The 21,632-nt window shown below is 39.2% G+C and carries 9 protein-coding genes; 1 reads left to right on the forward strand and 8 read right to left on the reverse strand.

What is annotated here, in order from left to right:
• Positions 1-33: 33 nt before the first annotated feature.
• From FFF34_006595 to FFF34_006630, 8 genes are all read right to left on the reverse strand, one after another.
• On the reverse strand, positions 34-1,875 hold the full coding sequence (locus FFF34_006595) for a DUF1080 domain-containing protein (protein ID TSD67061.1): 1,842 nt from the start codon (positions 1,873-1,875) through the stop codon (positions 34-36).
• Between the two features lie 84 nt (positions 1,876-1,959).
• A complete protein-coding gene (locus FFF34_006600; GenBank protein ID TSD67062.1) occupies positions 1,960-5,532 on the reverse strand; it encodes an RNA-binding protein in 3,573 nt (1,190 codons plus the stop codon).
• Between the two features lie 136 nt (positions 5,533-5,668).
• Positions 5,669-7,399 carry a RagB/SusD family nutrient uptake outer membrane protein gene (locus FFF34_006605; GenBank protein TSD67063.1) on the reverse strand — a complete coding sequence of 577 codons (1,731 nt, stop codon included), beginning with the start codon at positions 7,397-7,399 and terminating at the stop codon, positions 5,669-5,671.
• 19 nt (positions 7,400-7,418) lie between these two features.
• Complete coding sequence (locus FFF34_006610; GenBank protein ID TSD67064.1) at positions 7,419-10,598, reverse strand: TonB-dependent receptor; 3,180 nt, start codon at positions 10,596-10,598, stop codon at positions 7,419-7,421.
• A 303-nt stretch (positions 10,599-10,901) separates the two neighbouring features.
• Positions 10,902-12,275, reverse strand: coding sequence for a glycoside hydrolase family 27 protein (locus FFF34_006615; GenBank protein ID TSD67065.1), 1,374 nt, complete (start codon positions 12,273-12,275; stop codon positions 10,902-10,904).
• 259 nt (positions 12,276-12,534) lie between these two features.
• On the reverse strand, positions 12,535-16,704 hold the full coding sequence (locus FFF34_006620; protein ID TSD67066.1) for a response regulator: 4,170 nt from the start codon (positions 16,702-16,704) through the stop codon (positions 12,535-12,537).
• Positions 16,705-16,920: 216 nt separating this feature from the next.
• Entirely contained in the window at positions 16,921-17,793 is an 873-nt protein-coding gene (locus FFF34_006625; protein TSD67979.1) for a helix-turn-helix transcriptional regulator, read from the reverse strand.
• A gap of 176 nt (positions 17,794-17,969) precedes the next feature.
• A complete protein-coding gene (locus FFF34_006630; protein TSD67067.1) occupies positions 17,970-18,278 on the reverse strand; it encodes a phosphoribosylpyrophosphate synthetase in 309 nt (102 codons plus the stop codon).
• A gap of 361 nt (positions 18,279-18,639) precedes the next feature.
• Between FFF34_006630 and FFF34_006635 the strand changes: the two genes are divergently transcribed.
• Positions 18,640-21,552: a PAS domain S-box protein gene (locus FFF34_006635; GenBank protein TSD67068.1), complete on the forward strand. Its 2,913-nt coding sequence runs from the start codon at positions 18,640-18,642 to the stop codon at positions 21,550-21,552.
• The last annotated feature ends 80 nt before the right edge of the window (positions 21,553-21,632 follow it).

Genomic DNA, 21,632 nt, shown 5'->3' on the forward strand with positions numbered 1-21,632 from the left:
CATTATCTTTATTAAATAACTCATGATCGCTAATTAAAAAATGATAGAATAGGTTAGTTTTTTTTGCACGGGAACTATTAATTCCTGTGTACCTCGGGCGGCATCCCTAATAATGGGCTTTGCCTCACCCATATCATCTAACCGGATATAATAGGCTTGATCATCAATAGCGTACAAGCCATTTTTAAGGCTAACAATTTTATTGGCAGTTACTACACGCATATACAAGTTTGTAAACGGCGTTTGAATAGTTACCTCGCGATGTATGCCCTGTCCGTTATCCATTACCACGCTGGCATCGTTTACCCAAGTACCGTAAGTGATATACCTAAACGTTGGCCTGCCATCAGCATCTAACACATAACCTTTAGGTTTATATCCCATACCTGTAGTATCTGCTGCCCATGGTGCATCGGTACTTACCAGCTTTTGAATTGCAGGTGCCGGCTTACCTAAAAACTGAACAGAGCCGGCAGGTCGTGATGAACCATCACCCCTTTCGTGCCACATTGGGGTGGCATCTAAGAAACCACCGCGCCAAACTTGCGGTATTACACCATTATCTAAATCGTATACATAATGCACTTGTTGCGTACTACCTACATTAACACCATGCGTAACCCTTGTACCACCCGGCAAGTCGGTAAAACTGCGCAATATGGTATTCTCTGTGGCATTAATTAGTATAGGGTCAACGGCATCGTTTGAGCTTACGTTACCGTCGCTTAATAAGTATTCGCGTACACCAGGCCCCGCAACGGTTAAGCCTAAAGCGGCCTTAGCCCAATCTACTGTTTTTGAATAAAACAATTCAAAGGGGTGATCTCCGGCCTGCAATTGTATTTTGCCCATTCCCCTATTTTCACTTGCAGGAACAGCCGCTACACCATCTATTTTTAAAGCGCCTTTACCGCCGGGCACACTCAGCCTGAAACTATATTCACCAGCCTCGTTAATATGAATAACGCCGGTATAGTGCAGTAAAAATTCGTTAGCCAGTTTCACCTCGTTTGAGGTAAGGTTAGCTGTAATACCGCTTCCTTCGGCTTTTAATGTTTTGTAATCCGGTTCGGCAGCAAAGTTTCCTTTGTAAACTGAATATTTTAATTGAGAAATTTCGGGATGTGGCTTATCAAAATTAGTGTAACTAATGTTTCTAAACGCAACTGCACCATGGTCGCCCTGCAAACGTAAGGGTCCCGTAGTACTTTCCTTGTTATCAAAAGCCCCACGTGTAGGGCCCGATAATTCTACATTATCCTGTATTAAAACGCCATTTAGCCAAATGTAAAGTATTTTAGCATTTGCTATTTTTTCTCCTTTATCATTAAACCGTGGGGCCTGAAAAGAAATTTTAATATGTTGCCATAAACCAGGCGCACGGCTTGCATTTTGGCGTGGCGCGTGGCCCTCATATCCTTTTTGGCCATCAGGTTTACTATCGTCCCAACGTTCATAAATCCCTCCATTATCGCTTGATTTTGGATTTACTGCACCCCAACTATCTAAAAGCTGAATTTCGTACCTCCCCTGTAAATAAATTCCCGAGTTGGCGCCTTTAGCCATTGTATAATCCATTTCAAGGTCTATGTCGCCATGCTGTAGATTAAAAAACAAATCGTGACCGGGATTTTTCTCATCTACAACATTTACCAATACCCCACCACCTTTAGCAATCGAAAACTCATTTGCCTTATCCAAATCGGCTGTTGCGTTTGCCACCAACACCCAGTTTTTAGGGGGCGCAGCAAATGCCGACATATCGTATAATGATACAACACTGGCTTGATTTTTTACAGCCTGCGCCCGGGCCACATTAAAGCCAGGCAAGGATGCAATGGCAACAACTAACGCATAATAATTTTTTTTATTCATTTTTTAAATTTTGCTGAAACTGTATTGGGGTATTATGAATACAGCATAATTAAGTGTTTATAGTGCTATTAAGATACAATTATATTAAGGTGTTTTTATACTGCTTTTTATTCCGCTATTATCATAAAGCGATATGCTTTCTACATCGGGAGTTATATTTAAAAACCTTGTTGATTGAGATAAAAAAGACGACCCATAATAAAACTCCTGTTTATCAACCTTTCCATTTTGATGTTTAATTAATGCATAAGCTATTGAGGGGCCTACAGGAACTGTTTTAACTTGCTTTTTCAACTTAAATACCTTCATATAATCTTTATTTTGGCTGGCGGCTAATATCAGGTTTCCTTTAGTGTCCCTTAGCTTAACCAATGCTTTACCATCCCCAGGGATATAGATACCGCTTTGCATTATACCTAAAGGTTTAAAACCACCCTTGCCATCACCTTTAAGCATTAAGCCGTTTAGGGCGTCGTAGCGGCCTATAGATACATCAGTACCATAATCGTTTCCATTTAAAACTACATCAAGGTTACCGTCTCCGTCAAAATCGCCTGTCTCCATGCCATTAATTACCGATACCTGTGCTTCTGTAGGTAAAGGGATAAGCGTAAACTTGTTATTACCGTCATTACGCAAATAGCACGATTGCATCATATTGGCTTTAAGTCGCAACGCTCCTTTCTTCTGTTCAGGCGATAATATATCATCCATGGTAGCCAAAGCATACGATTTGTAATTGGTAAACTTCTTTTTCATGCTTATCATCTGCTTTAGCATGTCATCCCTTCCCTGCACCGGAAACTCCTTTTTGTCGCCATTTTTATCCTTTAAAAAAATAGACGGTATAGCACTGTAACCGCTTTTGTCAAAATCTTTGGCGGTAATGTAAACAGGATATTTATCTGTACCTTTTAACAGTGTATTTTCACCAACGTTTCCAATAATATAGTCGGTTCGTCCTGTGTGCCTAAAATCTCCGGCGACAATTGAATTCCACCAGCCAAACTTATTGCTTACGCCCGTTTGTGAAGTAATATTAGTGAATTTTCCATGGTCATTCTTCAGGAAAGTTACCGGCATCCATTCGCCAGCCATTATAAGGTCGGGCCATCCATCATTATCAAAGTCGGTAAATAAGGCATCGCAAACAAGGCCTATGTTCTTTAAAGCTGGCGCTACTTCCGCTGTAACATCGGTAAATTTTACGCGCCCGTTTTTGGTATCATTTCGCAAAATAATGCTCGATACAGGTTTTGGGTAGCTCCAGGGCTCAACCCTACCGGATATGAAAAGATCGGGTTTGCCATCTTTGTTATAATCGCATGCCTTTACACACATTTTACTTGTAAAGTTTGCCGGTATAGCGCCTGTAGCTTGTATAAAATTGCCCTTGCCATCGTTTATGTAAAACCTATCTTTATATTCGGCGCTATTAGCCGGAGCTTCGTAGCCACCGCTTGCTGCATATAGGTCCAGGTGACCATCTCCGTTTGCATCAAATAATAACAGGCCGGCATCTTTATATCTCACCATACCTTCCTCGGTGGCAAACATATCTTTTTGTTTGAATTTGCCATTTGGCATCTGTAAGAATAGTTGTGCAGGGTTATTCGAGTTACCACCTATAACAATATCATCCAAGCCGTTATTATCAACATCGCCTGCAGCTAATGCGGGGCTATATTCTGATAATTTGTGTGGTAGTAATTTTTGAATATTAAAATCGACAAAAGCGAATTCCTTGTGTTTATAGTTAATACCTAACGAGTCGGTTACTTCTTTAAACAATGCCTTAAACGCTATTTCTGGTTTGTATAATTGATACCCGTCTTTTGCATTTTTAACATCTGCTTTTAGTCGCTGATCAGCTTTAACATTAAACATTTTTTGGCTTTTACCGCCGGGCCATTTTATAATTACCGAATCGAGTGTGGTAGTGCCGCCCAAACCAAAATGAGCTATATTTTGAACGGTTGACAAATAGCCACGATATGGTGTGTTTTCATACACTTGTTGTTTACCGTTGTAATAGATATTAACTATCGTACCTACCCCGTTTATATTCTGTTTTTCACCTTTAAAACTTATCTGTAAAAAATGGGCATTGTTCACGGTTTTCTCGTTGTCGCGGGACGTGTTTCTGTAAACCAATGCTTTATCATTTACGTTGTTTATCACCATATCCATCGCACCATCATTATCCAGGTCTGCGTATACGGCTCCGTTTGAAAACGTCGGTTGGCTCAATCCCCAATCGTTACTTACATCCTGAAAGGTTAGGTTGCCATTATTTTTGAACACATAGTTATGCAGCTTAATTTCGGGAATTTGTTTTAACACGGTTTCTTTAGATGCCGCTGCATAGGCTTGCTGCCTGTAGGTCATAAAATCGCGGTCAGATACATCTTTAGGGAAACCGTTGGTAATTATCATGTCCCTGTAGCCATCGTTATTAAAATCCTGTACTAAAGGTGTCCAGCTCCAGTCTGTTTGCGCTACTCCGCTTAAAAAGGCAATTTCGCTAAATACGGGGCTGCCAATGCTATCGTTTTGCATTAGCCTGTTACCCTGATTTAATTGCAGTGTATTACGAACATATTGATATTCGTTACCAAACATGTCGAAATTTTGAAAAAGCTGATAGCTATTAGGGCCAAGCATCATCTTTTTTCTGAAGTTATCTTCAGGGTTCATGTCAAGTTCAACTACGTCAGCAAGTCCGTCGTTATTGATGTCGACCACATCCTGCCCCATTGAATTTAACGATGTATGTTTAAAATACTCTCTCGAGCGGTCGGTAAACGTCCCGTTCTTGTTATTAATGTATAGTATATTATTGGATATAAAGTCGTTAGATACATATATATCTTTCCATCCGTCGCCATTCATATCAACAGTTGAAGCAGAGTGACCAAAGCCGCTTATAGTAAGCCCCGCCTGAATGGTAACATCATGAAATACCGGGTGCTTTAGTTTGCTATCCCAATCATTACGAAATAGCTTCCCGGTAATAATGTGCGGGTTACGGCTAACTGCCGAACCGAATATATTGGGGTTGTAAGTGGAACTTGCATTATTTACCGTTAAGTACATATCCAAATCGCCATCATTATCATAATCAAAAAAACTGGCCATTGTAGATTCGATACCTGCCTGCAAATTGTAGTCATTGGCCATGTTTTTAAAATGCGGAATGCCGTCTTTATCCAAACCCTGGTTAATATAAAGCAGGTTGCGCCTTCTGGCCGAGTCCGGATATATGGTATTACAAACATATATATCCATTAACCCATCATTATTAATATCCACCACACTAACACCCCGCCCCCAGCGCCCCATCCCTGTAACGCCGGCTTCTTCGGTAATGTCTTTAAATTTAAAATCCCCTTTGTTTAGATAAAGCTTATTTGATACCATATTACCTGAGAAATACAGATCAGGTAAGCCATCATTGTTAAAATCGCCAACACCAACACCACCACCATTGTAAATGTTTACTACGTCGAGCGGGTTTATCGAATCATTCTCGGTAATTGTATTTTCAAAATCAATCCCTGAATGAAAGGACGATATTTTTTGAAATGTTGTTTTTTGCTTGCATGCAAACAAGCACATCAAACACAATAAACAACAAATACTGTAACAGATCTTCATATAATTTAGGGGTAGGTTTACTGACACAAAATGTATGTAGAATATTTGTCTTTACATCCATTTTGAGGGTATTTTTTATTTAGTAAAAAAAGGCTTTCTCTTTTGGAGAAAGCCTTTTTTAAAAGACAAACTTTATTTAGTTCCCGTATGCCGGGTTTTGAGTAAGGTTTGGATTTAAGCCTATTGCAGCCTGCGGAATAGGTAATATATCGCGACCCTCCGGTAGAGTGGTACGATAAACACCATGCGCTTTACCATCAGCTGTTGGGCCATATGGATAAGGCTGTGGCGTAGTAGTTGCATCTGTACCATAGTTGGCTTTTATAAATGCTGCAGCAACACCAGGGCCGGCTCTACGCAAATTGTAGAACAGAGAATACTCGGCTGTAAGTTCGTGCCTGTACTCGCTTAATACCATTTGTAATGGGTCGGTTATTGGGGCAGCCGGTGTACCGTTGTACCTTAAGCCATCTTTCATAACAGCAGGTGCCGATCCACCAAACGCTCTGTCTCTAACCTTTTTCAGGTCGGCCATTGCACCGGCAACATCACCTGTACGAACCTTACATTCGGCCCTGCTTAACAATACTTCGGCATAGCGCATCAATATTTGGTTTTGCGATCCAAATATCACCTGTGCACCTGTGCTACCTGTAAGCTGCGGATCGCGCCATTTTTTTGCGTTATAGTAACCAGAACGTAATTCATCTGATACACCATACCATGGCCTTGTAAGCGTCCCGCATGTGTTTATAATATTTCCGTTATCGTCCTTGAAACGAGCTGTACCACTTGCAAAGCCACCTACTACTGAAGGATAGCCTTTTATACCACCCCATTTAGCGATGATACCAGGGCTCACGTTTTCATCACCAGGGCCGATAACCGTAAGCGCTCTGCGTTTATCACCAGCCTGGTAAGAATACCATAATCCCGGGTTGGCATAATCATAACCAAAGCCTGATATTTCTTCCGGCCAGCTAAAGTCGTCTATCCATGCAACTTCGCCACCATTTTGCCAGCCGCCATCCCAGCTTTGTGAACCTTGAACATCAAACTGAATCTCAAATATTGATTCATCGTTGTTTTGATGATCAAATTCATGCACATCGGCAAAATTTGATAATAAATGATAATTGTTAGTCAATTCAGGATTATTGAAAGCAGCTAAAGCAGCTGTATAATCTTTCAACCACATTTGCGCTGCGCCTTCATAGGCATATGCAGCACCTTTTGTAGCACGGCCTAAATCCTTTGGATCTAAAGTAGATTTAGATAGTAACAGGCTTTCGGCCTTTTTCATATCGGCAACTACTTGCTTAAATACCTCGTCTTGTGAGCTACGAGGTGTTAACCCATCGGTTGCTGACTTTAATTCCAAAGGAACGCCACCGAATGAACCTGCAAGGTAATAGTAAGTCATGCCACGTAAAAAGTATGCTTCGCCGGTAAGGCGGTCCGCCAATGCAGATGTAACAACTCCTTCTTTTTTTGCTTTTTCTATAATATCAAATGCCGAGTTTGCACGTGCAATACCTACATAAGCATTGTTCCACAATACCGAAAGTGCACCAAAACTTGAGTTGATCTGATAGTTATTCCAGGCTACATCGGCCCCGTAATTGTAAAAATCGTGTGTTTGAAAGTTAGCGTAATACCATATCGCTTTCTTCAGCAAATCACTGTTTTGGTATCCATCATAAATGCTATTTACTAACGCAACAACATCTCCTGATTTTTGAAAAGTTGCATCCGCAGTAGATTTAAACCTATTGGTTTGCGTCAAAAAGTCCTTTTTACATGCGAACGGCATCATTAACGCCGCGAACAGTGTTATAAGGGCAATATTTTTTTTCTTCATTTTCATAATCTTAATATTTATCTTCTTATTTAAAAGTTACGTTTAAGCCCACAGTGTAAAATTTAGAACCTGGGTAGGTACCGTTATCAATTCCATTTTGTGTAGGATTGCTTCCCTGTATACCGATCTCAGGATCAAGCCCGGTGTAACTTGTAATTGTGAAAAGGTTTTGGGTAGAAAAGTATACCCTTATTTTTGAAACAGCAACCTTGTCTGTTATTGTTTTAGGCAGGGTATAACCAACAGTAACGTTTTTCAATTTTAAAAAGCTACCATTTTCTATCCATGTACTTGAAGGAACGTTGCTTAATATAAGCGCGTCACTATAAGTAGCTCTTGTATATGTATTTGACGGATTAGATGGTGTCCAACGGTTTTGGTAATAATCTAAACTAACGTTTTCAACACCCACAAAACCGCGGTTTTGGAAGCTTTGTAACGAGCTTTGCTGATAGTTTAATATTTTGTTACCATATACACCATAGAAATAAGCATTAAAATCAAACGATTTATATGATGCATCTAAATTTAAGCCACCGTAAAATTTAGGTAACGGGCTGCCTAAACTAACCTGATCTGCTGTAGTTACCTGGTCATCACCATTGGTATCAGCAAAGTAACGATCGCCCGGCGATGTACCTACCTGGTAGTAATATGGGTTTGAAGGATGTTTAGCCGCAGCAGTTGCATTTAATGCATTAATTTGTGCCTGTGTTTGGAAGATGCCTACAGTTTTGTAACCATAAAACTCGCCAACCGAACCGCCAACATAAGTTTTGGTAAAGGTATTATCACCCCATCCCGGGCCGGTTAAACCTAAACCGCCAAAGTTGGTTACAAAGTTTGTACCTGATGTTATGCTTGTAAGCTTGTTTTTTGTAGCAGACAAAGATAACCCCACACCATAATGGAAGTCTTTTGTACTGTGGTTATAGTTTATTGCTACCTCAATACCCTTATTTTCCATGCTACCTACGTTACGGGTCAGGAAGTTATATCCTGATTGAGCCGGTGCAGCAAGCGTTAATAAGAAATCCTTAGAAGATCTTTTAAATAAATCAACAGTTAAGGTAAGGTCGCCATTTAAAAATGCGGCATCCATACCTATGTCTGTTTGGTAATCAGTTTCCCACCTAAGTTTGTCATTAGCTGGTTGAGTTTGTGCAATACCGCCTTGATATAGCTTATTAAACGGATAACCTAAGTTGCCGCTGCTGGCAGCCGGTAAACCAGTTGAATACAATGACTGATATTGGAACAAGCCAATAGAACCCTGGTTACCTGTTTTACCATAACTTCCTCTGAATTTTAAGTCGGTAAGCCAGTTAACATTTTTCAGGAATGACTCTTCTTTTGCTCTCCAGGTAGCACCCCCAACAGGGAATACACCGTATTGGTGGCCTTTATCAAATTTTGATGAACCATCGCGCCTTACAGTACCGTTTATAGAGTATTTATCCATAAACTTATAAGTTAACCTAGCGAATTGAGATGCTAAGGTGTAAACAGACTTTCCGTTACCTTCATTATCAAACTGGAAATTGCTAAGCTGTGCTAAATCGCGGATAACGCTATTTTTAGGAATACCACTACCGCCGTTGGCTACAAATGTGTTGCTTTGTTCAGAAACACCACCTACAAAGTTGATGGTATGATCGCCGATAGTTTTGTCGTACGATATCGTGTTTTCCCAAAGCCACTCAAATGTATTATTTTGGCGTTGGCTGTATAAAGCGTTGGTTGGTACCGCTGCCGAATACTGCTGCTGTATACGGGTATCTTCGGGCTGGTAGAAAGAACCTGAGTAGGTGTTAAGCCTGATACCTGCGTTTGTTTTAATTTTAAGCCCCGGTAAAAGAGTAGCTTCTAATGCAGAGTTTGTTAAGAAAAGGTTTCCAATATTTTCGTACTCGTTGTTTTCTAAGCTATAAACAGGGTTGCTGTATTTAGCAGTATACGTGTTAATTGGGTTATAAAAGCCATAGTTGCCGTTTGCGTCTTTTATTTGACTCGTTGCGGCGTTACCACCATCAAGGGTTGGTATAAGTTGTGTTAAATTACCTAAAGCACCGGTACCATAAGGATTGTTAGTTGTTTGATAAGTGTATTTAGCACTTGTAGTAGATTTAAGCCATTTTGTTGCCTGGTAATCTAAGTTTAAACCCAAAGTAAGGCGTTTAAAGTACGATCCCAACACGATACCTTTTTGGTCGTAATAACCAATAGATGTAGATGACTGAACCTTATCACTACCACCACGTATTGCAATGCTATAGTTTTGTGTTTTGCCGGTTCTGTAAAGGGCGTCTTGCCAATCTGCATTGGTAAGCGAGTTTGGATTGCGCCAGTTAGGTAATTCAACGAAGTTTGGATCAGCATCTGCAATTTCGTTTGCCAAAGTGGCCCATTGCTGCGCATTTAATAGCTTATACTTTTTAGGCTCCATCTGAAAGGAATTGTATGCATCTACAGAAAGCTGTACACCATCTTTTCTTCCTTTTTTGGTGGTTACTATAATAACACCATTTGCACCCCTTATACCATATATAGCCGTTGCTGATGCATCTTTCAATACATCTATCGACGCGATATCATTAGGATTAAAGTTATTTATACCACCATCAAGCGGGTAACCATCAACTACATATAAAGGGTTGTTACCGCCGCTGGCTAAACTACCTACACCCCTGATCAGGATTGTAGTGTTACCGCCCGGGGCACCGTCATTTGCAGTAACCTGAACACCGGCCGCACGGCCCTGTAATGCCTGGTCTAAAGATGGAACAGGTAATTTTGCAATAGTTTCTGCATTAACAGAACTTACAGAACCGTTCAGATCCCGTCGTTTAGCAGTACCATAACCAATTACTACCACCTCGTTTAAAGCGCTTGTGCTTGTAGTTAACCTTACAGTGTAAGTGTCACTACTACCCACGCTAACCTCTTGCGTGGCGTAACCAATAATACTTACAACCAAGGTAGCATTATTGGGTACCGATAATCTAAAGGCGCCGTTAATATCGGTCATCACGCCTATCGTAGTCCCCTTTACGGAAACAGAGGCTCCGGGGACTACCCCATCGGCCGAAGTTACCGTACCAGTAATTTGCCTGGTTTGGGCATAGGCAGCCGTACCTATCAAAAAGAGCGATAAGGTTAAGCCGATTAATACCACAACATTTCTAATTTGTAGTTTTCTCATCATACATTTATGTTAAAGTTTAAAATTGGTTTCAAAAAATAAGACCATTGGAGTATGGGTCTTATTTTCTCAACGTAAATGTATTACCGTATAAATTCATACAGTACCACAAATGTTAATGTTTATATAACAAATGTTAATCATATATAAACTACTAATATACAGCTGTTTATATAAATTTAGAATAGATAAATGAGAAAGATTAATTAATGGTTAAAATCATAGCAATGCAATTAAATTGCACTTACTATGCTTTTAATGATGCGTTAATTCTCGCTATAACGGTGGGCCGTTGTTTAAAAAGTATTAAATAACCGGCTCGAGTTTGAGTAAAACGGTACCATGTGCATTGATATTGTGCTGATAACTTTTTTGGTATTTACCAATATTCAACTTCTTCCAGAGGTCTCTTACGCTTACGTTTCCTTTAATACCTACTTCGTTAAAGTCAACAGATATTATTTGTGGTTTATCGGCTATATTAAACAATGCTACATAAATAGCTTTTGTTCCGGGTAACTGCGAATACCAAACCATTGCACCATCCCTTTTATAAAGCTGCCGGGGATTGGCCCCCTTTTGGTTTACTGCCAACACTTCGGCATTAGTAAATAGCTTAAGTTCTAATGCACGATTTTCGGGTAAGTTCCCCCCAAGCATTAACGGCGATTTGTAAATGCTCCAAAACGTCATATGCGTATACAGCTCATCTTCAGTGAACCGGCTATAACGCTCCTCACCTACAGGCCCACGTTTAGATAGCTTACCTATTTGTATCATGTCGCAATCGGGCCAGTGGCCGGGGCCACCAACACCCTCCCAGTTTTTAGCATAGTCAAACATGTGCAATACCTCTTTCCAATTATCCCAAAAGTCATCGGCCATGCGCCACATATTGGCATACTTGGCGGCATGCGCTGCCTGGCTTACCGGAGTTTCTCCCGGTGATAAACTTAAAACAATTGGTCTTTTGCAATTATCTACTGCCTTTTTATATCCCTCAACCTCGGCGTTGCTATAAGGGCGCGAAAGGTCATCTACTTTAATAAAATCAACTCCCCAGGAAGCGTAAAGCTGCAACAACGAATTTAGGTATGCTTGTGCACCTGGTTTCTGCATATTTAAACCATACATATGATTCATCCACGGGCATTTTGAGTTAGTATCGGCAATCATATCAGCTGTAATGCCATCGGTGCCCTTAACCGGCGTTTTAGCCCAAACTGCCTGTCTTGGTATGCCACGCATAACATGTATCCCAAATTTTAAACCTCTACTATGTATGTAATCGCCTAATGCTTTAAAGCCATTAGCCTTGTACGCCGAAGGAAATTTATTGGGCTGTGGCAATAACCTGCCCCACTTATCCATTGTTAACCATGGCACATATGAGCCATCCCACAAACGCATTTGAAATGGGTTACCTATGTTGCTTCCCGGCGGATTATCATACGACCATAAAAAATCAACCACAACGTACTGCCAACCGTAAGCTTTTAAGTATTTAGCCATGTAATCGGCATTTGCTTTTACCTCATCCTCGTGCACAGCAGACCCATAACTATTATAACTATTCCACCCCATAGGTGGGGTTTGGGCTACAGCCTTTTGTTGGGCTTTAATATTATTATTCAATAAAATAGCAGTGATAATGAGTACAAATTTTACTCTAGTGTTCATAATGGTTAGTACTTAAACTAAATAATTTGGTTTGATCGGGTTTATAAATGTATAAATAACATTTATTTAATAAAAATGATGTTTTGAAAAAAAAGCGCCCCGTATCTCATATACGGAACGCTTGTAATTAATTACCAACTGATCTCAATCTACTACCGATTGGAAAGCTTATGATTGCGAATTTAACCAGGTGCTATTAAAGCAAATAACAGTTTTGTTAACGTGTATACAATTTATGTTTTAACTAAAGCAAAACGTATTAAATCGTTTCGTTTTCTTTCTCTTTACTCTTCAAATCGGTAATATACTCAGACGGTAGCATGCCAAACTCTTCGCGAAAGACCTTTGCAAAGTAAGCTGCGTTATTAAAGCCAACTTCATAAGCAACATTAGCAATGCTTAGCTTGCTCTTTTCTAAAAGCTGAACAGCTCTTTTCAAACGCACGGTTCTAATACAATCAACCGGTGTTTTACCTGTAAGCGTTAATAATTTTTTATAAAGCGACACCCTGCTTAGGTTTAAATGCCTGCTTAGTTCCTCTACAGAAAAATTAAGGTTAGTGATATTCTTTTCGATATAATCAAAGGCATTTTTCAAAAATTTCTCATCCTCAGACACAACTATAATATCCTGCGCCTGTACCTCTATTTGTTTCTGGAAAGTATTTTTAAACGTTTGTTGCATATGCAACAGGTTTTGGATCTTTGAAAAAAGTATTTCGAAGTTAAACGGCTTTAAAATGTAATCATTGGCACCGCTACCTAAGCCGGCTAATTGATCTTCCTCGGTAATTAATGCTGTAAGCAGTATTACCGGTATATGCGATGTACGGCTATCCTCCTTTAACTTTTTACAAAGCTCAACTCCATTCATCTCGGGCATACTAATATCGCTTACAATAAGCTTTGGGTGTATTGCTAATGCTTTTTGCCAACCATCTCTACCGTTAACCGCTTCAACAATATGAAAATTTTGCTTTAAGTTGTCTTTCAGATAGAATCTCAAATCATCATTATCCTCGATCAATAAAATAGTTTGTTTTTTGCCTGGTAATAAAACTGTATCCGCCTTTTTAAACAAAACCGACAGGTCATCTTCATCTACTTCAATATCAGTTAATAATACATCACCATCCATTTGGGCACCTACCGGCAATTTTATTGTAAAGCAACTACCATAATCAGGCTCGCTCTCAATTTCAATTGTACCGCCCTGCATTTTAACAAACTCTTTTGTGATTGACAAGCCTATACCACTACCCTGATTTAGTAAATTCTCGGGCAGGGTATCCTGGTAAAATCTATCGAATACTTTAGCCTGGTTTTCTTTCGGAATACCAATACCTGTATCTATTACCTTAATTTCTAAGGTTTTTCCATCTGTAATCAGGCTATCGTTTACCGTAAAGCTTAACATTACACTTATGTATCCGCCGGATGGTGTGAATTTAAATGCGTTTGACAACAGGTTAAATAGTATACGTTCTATTTTATCATGATCGAAATTGGTTATGTAAGCACATATCTCACTTTCGATTATAAATTGAATATGTTTTTGCTTGGCAACATCCATAAACGATGCCGATACTTCCTTGATAAAATGAACTATATCCCCCTTTTTCAGATCAAGTTTAAGCTCATTATACTCCATCTTCCTAAAATCAAGCAGTTGGTTAACCAGGTTTAACAATCGTTTACCATTACGCTTTATGGTGACTAAATGATGGTGATTAGCCGGCTTTTCTGTTGTCTTTATTAAGTCGTCAATCGGGGATAATATTAACGACAATGGTGTACGAAACTCGTGGCTTACGTTTGTAAAAAACTTTATCTTCATCAAATCGAGCTGATGCATGCGACGGGCCTCTTCGCGTTCCTGTTCAATTTTACGCTCTGCCTCCAGCTTTGCTTGCTTGGTTTCAAACTGCATTTTTAATTTGCGTATACCTCTGTGGCGTATAAATAGTAATAAGCTTAAAGCAAATATAAAATAGCTTATAACCGCTGTAGTAGATTTAAAGAATGGGGGCAAAACCTTAATTTTAAGCGTTATAATGTTATTATCGCTATGGTTACTGGCGTCCAGTGTTCTAACCTTAAAAGTATAATCTCCGCCGTCAAGGTTGGTGTATGTTGCTTTACGGTTATTCCCTACCGATGTTATCCAGTCTTTATCAAATCCATCTAACTTATATTGAAACTTAACTTTATTGGGGTTAAAGTAATCGCAGGCGGCAAATTCAATATTAAATACATTTTGGTTATGCTCTAACGTAATTTCCTTAGTTTCTGATATCGATTTTGCCAGTATCAATTTACCATCTACTTTTTCCCCTACTCCTACACTTTCATTAAATAACTGAAAATCTGTAAACACCAAATGCTGCGATGGCTTAAATCTGTCCACAGTTTGCGGGTCAAAAAGATTGAAGCCATGTATACCGCCAAATAGTAATTCGCCGCTTCTTAATTTAATTGCTCCGTTAAGGTTAAAGGCCCTGCCCTGCAAACCATCTAACTCGTTATAATTTATTATCTCGACCTTATATCTGCCATCAATTTTATTCACTTGAATGTTGGCCAATCCATTTGTGGTACTTACCCACATCCTGTGCGTATTGTCCTCTAAAATATTAGATACATTATTGGCGGGTAAGTTTATGCCCTCCTCTATATTCAAAAATCTATTGGTTTGGGTATTTAATATGCTTAAGCCATCTTTTGTACCTATCCATATTAATCCACGGCTGTCTTCAGTAACAATATTCACATCATTACCTATAAGGCTATTAACGTTATTTGGCTGAGATGCGTAATGCCTTACTTTATTGGTTTTATTTTCTATTACATCAATACCTTTATCGCGGGCTATCCAAATGTTTTGTTTCCTATCTTCATATATCATTGCTGTATAGTCCGAGCTCATGCGATAATTAGGGTGCTTAAACAAGTTGGTTTTACGATCGAGTATATTTAATCCGCCTGCAAAGGTTCCAACCCATAAGTTGTTACCCGAATCTTCCATGATACTGTAAACCCTGTCATCAGTTATACTGCCGGGTATACCATTGTTATGGCGATAATGGGTGAATTTTTGGCCATCATAGCAGTCTAAACCGCCGTAATAAGTACCTATCCACAATTTATGTTCGTGATCAATAAAAAGGTTTATGATAATATCGTTCGACAGGCTGTTGGGGTTGGCAGCGTCGTGCCTGTATCGAGTGTAGGTTTTAGTGGTACGGTTAAAATATATTAGCCCACCGCCGTTAGTACCAATCCAAATATTTCCTTTTATATCTTCGGCAAATCCGTTTATATCTGTAAAAGGCAAACTGTTAGCATCTGTAGTGATGTGCCTGTATAAAGGGAACTGCATTATACCACTATGGTAATAATTTAGGCCTTGTTTAAATGTACCCGCCCATATAATACCGGTATTGTCTTTATACAATACAATGCTATTACCACTTAAAGATTTATTGTCGTCCTCTTTACTTAACAGATAGGTTACATTTTTTGTAGCAGGATCATATATATTGATGCCGCCGTGATCTGTACCTATCCATATTTTGTTATCATCGGCTTGTACTATGCTATTAATTATATTGGAGTTTAGTTTGCCATTTGCCTTATTTAACTGCTGTAGCGCTGTTGTTGTTGTATTATAACAATATGCCCCTAACGGCCCAGCGTTAGAATAAACCCATAGGTTATTATTGTTATCCATCATGATGTTGTTAAACTGTACCGAGTAACCATTGGATTTTGCTATTCCATCAAACCTTGTAACAATCCTTTTTGTAAACGTATTTAATTGATCTATAACACCGTCATTATACACAAACCATACGCTATGGTTAGGGCCGCCAACTATATCCATTATGGAGTTTGAATGAAGTTTGCCGTTCGAATCAGAAGATTGGCTATAGTATTCTGTAGTGTTATCACGCGGGTTGTAACTATATAAGCCCATTTTGTTAGTTACAAACCAAAAATTACCATCATTATCCTTTTTTATTGAAAAAATTTGATTGGTTTTAATTTTATAGGGTGCAAGTTCTGCGCTTATATTGTTCGAAAACTTCTCGGTGCCCTGGTTGTAAACACTAATACCGCTATGGGTAAATATCCATAACTTATTTGCGGGGCCTTCACAAATACGTAGAACGTGGTTTTCGGTTAACGAATTAGGATCTTTAATATCGTGCTTAAACACCTTAAATTTATAACCATCGTAGCGGTTAAGGCCCGATGTTGTACCTACCCACATAAACCCTTTCTTATCTTTAAATATCCAGTTAACCTGGTTATCAGACAAGCCGTTGGTTATGTCTAAATGAGAAAACTTATAAATATCGTTTTGCGCAAACAAAGTTTGCTGCATCACAATAGATAGTATAAAGCATAAAAAAACCTTAAAACTCATAACATCATAATTGGCGTAGGTAATAGTGGAGGATTATTACCGTTAGTAAAAATATATAATAATTGTCATACCAACATTAATAATGTAACTTTTTTATTAACATCGTTAATAAAAAAGTTACATTATTAATTTACCCAGGTTATGCCAAAATGCAGATGGAGTTATTGTTACCATAGGTAAATTGCTTCAAAATATGCGGGTTTTGTATAATTGTTATTAGCGCGTTAAGTTATATACATTACTTTTTAAGGTGTAAATCTCTCTGAATGCTTTGGGGACATATAACTTTTTCTTTTTAAATATGCGGTTAAAGTTTGACAGGTTGTTATATCCGCACAGATAAGCTATCCTGGCTATGTTAAGGTTGGTATCAATTAACAAACGCGACGCCTGGCTGAGCCTTATGTCATTCAATGTTTCTACAAAGGTTTTACCGGTACGTTTTTTTAAGAAACGGCAAAATGATGGCACCGACATATTAGCTACGTAGGCCACGTCAGTTAGCTTAATATCCTTTTCAAAATTATTTTTCAGGTATTCATACACATTCTCTATCCTGCGGCTTTTGTAGGTGTATCTATCATTAGCAAAACCGGCATCAGAAAGCAAAGTGTATTTTTCGGATTTGGATAAGGTATGCAGAACAGACAACAAGTCTAAAACCCGGTCAAACTGGCTTTTTTGGCTCAGCAACAAGCACTTATCAACAACTTCGTTTATTGCTTCCTGGCTGTAGTTCACTCCTCGGCGTGCGTTATTAAACATAGCCTTGATAAGACAAAACTCATTTCTGTTTAAAAGATCGTCGGTAAAAAGGTCTTTATGAAACTGGATTATTACTTCCTGTATACTATCCGACTGGCATTGATAATTAACCCACCCATGGTACAAATTCGGCCCTATAAATACCAGCTCGGCACCTTTTACAATATCGATGCTGTTACCAATTATACGCCTGGCACCAGCTGCGTTAAGTATCAATATAAGCTCATATTCTTCATGATAATGTATAGGACCGTCAAACCCGGTATGTACTCTGGATGACACAGTAAAGCAATCACCTTGTGTTAAGGGTGTTACTACGCGCATTATTCGCGGCGATACATCGGTATAGTTTTTGGCAAGCACTTTAGGCTATTTGGTTAGCCGTAAAACTATATATTCCGCCCTTTTTCAGATAAAACAAAAGTTAACATTTACTATCAAAAATGTTAACTAGTGCAGTTAAAAGCAATATTTACAGGTATTCCTACCTTTGGTTACTACTAAAGGTGTTTTTCTGTAAGCGCTTTAACCATGTCGTCGGTTAACGGATCGCTGTAGGCGCCGTAGCTGTTTACCAACACACCCTTTATTTGATGTTTAGCTGATGAGATTGCATACACAATAGCCTCATCCTCAGGGTCGGAGTTGCCTTCAAAGCGGTAATGTTTGTCGATTACGAACTCATTGGGATGCAGCTGCAGGTAGTCGCCGCTGGTTTCAAGGTAGCCGCCTTTTAAATTAAAATCTACGGTATACCCTTTTTCCCTGAGGTGGTCTATCACTTCCGAAACAGTATCCATTGGTTCCATGTTAGCTGTAATTTTTTGTTGATTTTTGTAAATAACTGCACGCTTACGTATAAATTATTCCATTTTTTTGCACCGTGCAGCTGCACTAATATAACATAAAAATCTACTTAAACAAGTGATTTTCGCCCAATGTCAATATTTTTTAGAGGCTCGCTACTTAAAATAATTTATTAGTAGCCTGTGTTTTTCCTTCAGTTAACAATTGTTTAAAACCAAATATTAATACTACCCATGGCTAACTAACCATTAGTTAATTAGCTTTATAATAAAACGAAAAAGGTGAAACTTAATACTACTGATTGTGTATATTGCAGTAAGCTAAACCGAGATACAAACTTCCTCCATACTTATCAGATCTTTTATGGAAAAAAAAATCAAACCAGCTCCGCCTGTCTCACCCGGCGACGAGCAGCACTTATTTCATAATGATGCCCTTTTTAGAAAGCTGATCGAAAACAGCTATGCGGGCATCACACTACTAAGTAAGGATTTTAAAGTTATATACCGTAGCCGGTCTGCAGAACGGATAAGCGGATGGAGCAACGAAGAACGGCTAAAAACCACCATGGAAGACCTTACCCATCCCGACGACCGTAAAATGCTTAACAGGCACCTAAAGCAGTCGCTCGCAAACCCCGGGGCTGCCATACATTGTACCTACCGGTCAAAGCATTATAACGGCCATTATATTTGGCTGGAATGCAGCTTCACCAATATGTTGAATGAACAAGACGTCAACGCCATCGTATTTAATTACCACGATGTTACCCAACAAAAAATATACGAAGAAAAGCTGCAACAATCGGTAAAAGAATTATCGGCCTATAAGTACGCGCTCGACGAATCGGCCATTGTGGCCATAACCGACCAAAAGGGCATCATTAAGCATGTTAACGATAATTTCTGCAAAATATCGAAATACGACCGCAACGAACTTTTGGGCCAGGACCACCGCATCATCAACTCGTCATACCACAACAAACACTTCATAAAAAACATTTGGACAACTATTGCTAATGGCCGAACCTGGAAAGGCGAATTAAAAAACAAGGCTAAAGACGGTAGCTATTACTGGGTTGATACCACCATTGTTCCGTTTTTAAACGACCAGGGTAAACCGTACGAGTACATCGCCATACGATCGGACATTACCGAGCGTAAATTAAACCAGGAAAAGGTAGCGGAGCATAGCCGGTTTATCAGCACGATAACCGATAACATACCGGCGATGATAGCTTATTGGACCTTAGACCTGCATTGCTTGTTTGCCAATAAAGCATTATTAGATTGGTTTGAAATGCGGCCCGAAGAAATGCTGGGTATACACAAACAGGCGCTAATGACCGATAACGAGTTTGAAACTTATGCGCCTTATATAGCCAATGTTTTGCATGGCCGCCGCCAAAGTTTCGAACGCACTTTTACTAAGGCAAGCGGCAGAAAAACATTTACGCATACCCAATACCTGCCCGATAAAGATGCCAATGGCGATGTAAAAGGTTTCTATTCAGTGATTTATGATATCACCGAAGTAAAACTTGCCGAATTAGAAATAAAAAAACAAACCGAACAGGTAGAATACCTGCTTGAAAGTATTACCGATGGCTTTATAGGGCTTAACAAAAACCTTTGTTATACTTATGCAAACAAGGAGGTAGGCAAAATTTTAGGAGTAGATCCTGATACACTCATCGGCAGGTACATTTGGGATGTTTTCCCTGATGCTATAGGCTCGGCTACCTATAATGCCATTCAAAAAGCGTTTACCGAGCGCGTTTATGTATCAAACGAAGACTTTTACGAACCGTTAAATTTATGGCAGGAGAACCGCATATATCCAACTGGCGAAGGCTTATCTATATTTATACGCGACATAACAAAGAAAAAGCAGGAAGAGCAGCATTTAAAATTATTAGAATCGGTTATTACACATGCCAACGACGCGGTTATTATTACCGAGGCTCACCCATTAGATGAACCGGGCCCCCGCATTGTGTATGTTAACGATGCCTTTACTAAAATGACGAATTATTCGTTCGAGGAAGTAAATGGCGAAACCCCAAGAATTTTACAAGGTCCAAAATCTGACGAGAACGAGTTAAAACGGTTAAGCCATGCCATACGTAATAATGAACATTGCGAAGTAACCACTGTAAATTATAAAAAAACAGGCGAAGAGTTTTGGATAAATTTTTCGGTAAGCCCGGTAAAAAACCAACAGGGTAAAACAACTCATTATATTTCGATAGAACGGGATATAACCGAAATTAAAAACGAGGCCCTGCAAAAGGCCCAATTGGCCGAAGCCGTTACCGCATCCTTACAAGAGCGAAACACCATTTTAGAAAGTATCGGCGACGCCTTTTTTGCTGTAGATAATAACTGGATGGTAACCTACTGGAATAAGGTAGCAGAGTCTGTATTAATTAAAACAAAAAATGAGGTACTGAACAAAAACCTATGGGATGTATTCCCAACAACAATAAATTCCAAATCTTATATCGAGTATCATAATGCAATAAAAACTAAAAAGGCTACACATTTTGAAGATTATTATGATCAGCTGAATAAATGGTACGAGATAAGTGCCTACCCGGCTGCCACGGGCTTATCTGTTTATTTTAAAGACATTACCGACCGGAAATTATCTGAAATAATGCTTCAATCGTCAAAAAAAAAATACAGCGAGCTGTTTAACTTAAGCCCCTTGCCCATGTTTTTGTTTGACCAGTACAGCCTGGCGTTTTTGGATGTAAATGAAGCCGCTGTTAAAAACTATGGCTACAGCCAAACCGACTTTTTAAGTATGACGCTGAGAGACATAAGGCCGGCAGAAGACCTGGAGCTGCTGGAAGAGGTAATTGATAAAAACAGGAAGGAAAATTTTGCACATTTAGGCGTTTACAGGCATAAAAAAAAGAATGGCGACATCATACAGGTTGATGTAACAACAAACACTATAGCGTATAAGGGCATGCAAGCTAAAGTGGCAGTTGTTAATGATGTTACACAGCGCACACTATATATTAAAGCGATAGAAGATCAAAACGAAAAGCTGCGCGAAATATCATGGATACAATCGCACGTTGTGCGTGCGCCGCTGTCGCGCATATTAGGGCTCATTCCTTTAACTAACGATGTTAGGGAAAATTCAGAGGAACGCAGCACCATGCTGGAATATTTATCGGCATCGGCACACGAGCTTGATAACGTAATTAAAAATATAACTGATAAAACCACCAGCGCCGATTATAATGTTAAAGACCAATATTAACACGCCTGCCCTATTTATTTAACAAAAGTTAAATACTTAATATGCTTATATGTGGTTATATATAATGGATTTATAGCTAA

Origin of the sequence: Inquilinus sp. KBS0705 (genome assembly GCA_005938025.2) — a bacterium.
In the GTDB taxonomy this organism is placed as follows: Bacteria; Bacteroidota; Bacteroidia; order Sphingobacteriales; family Sphingobacteriaceae; genus Mucilaginibacter.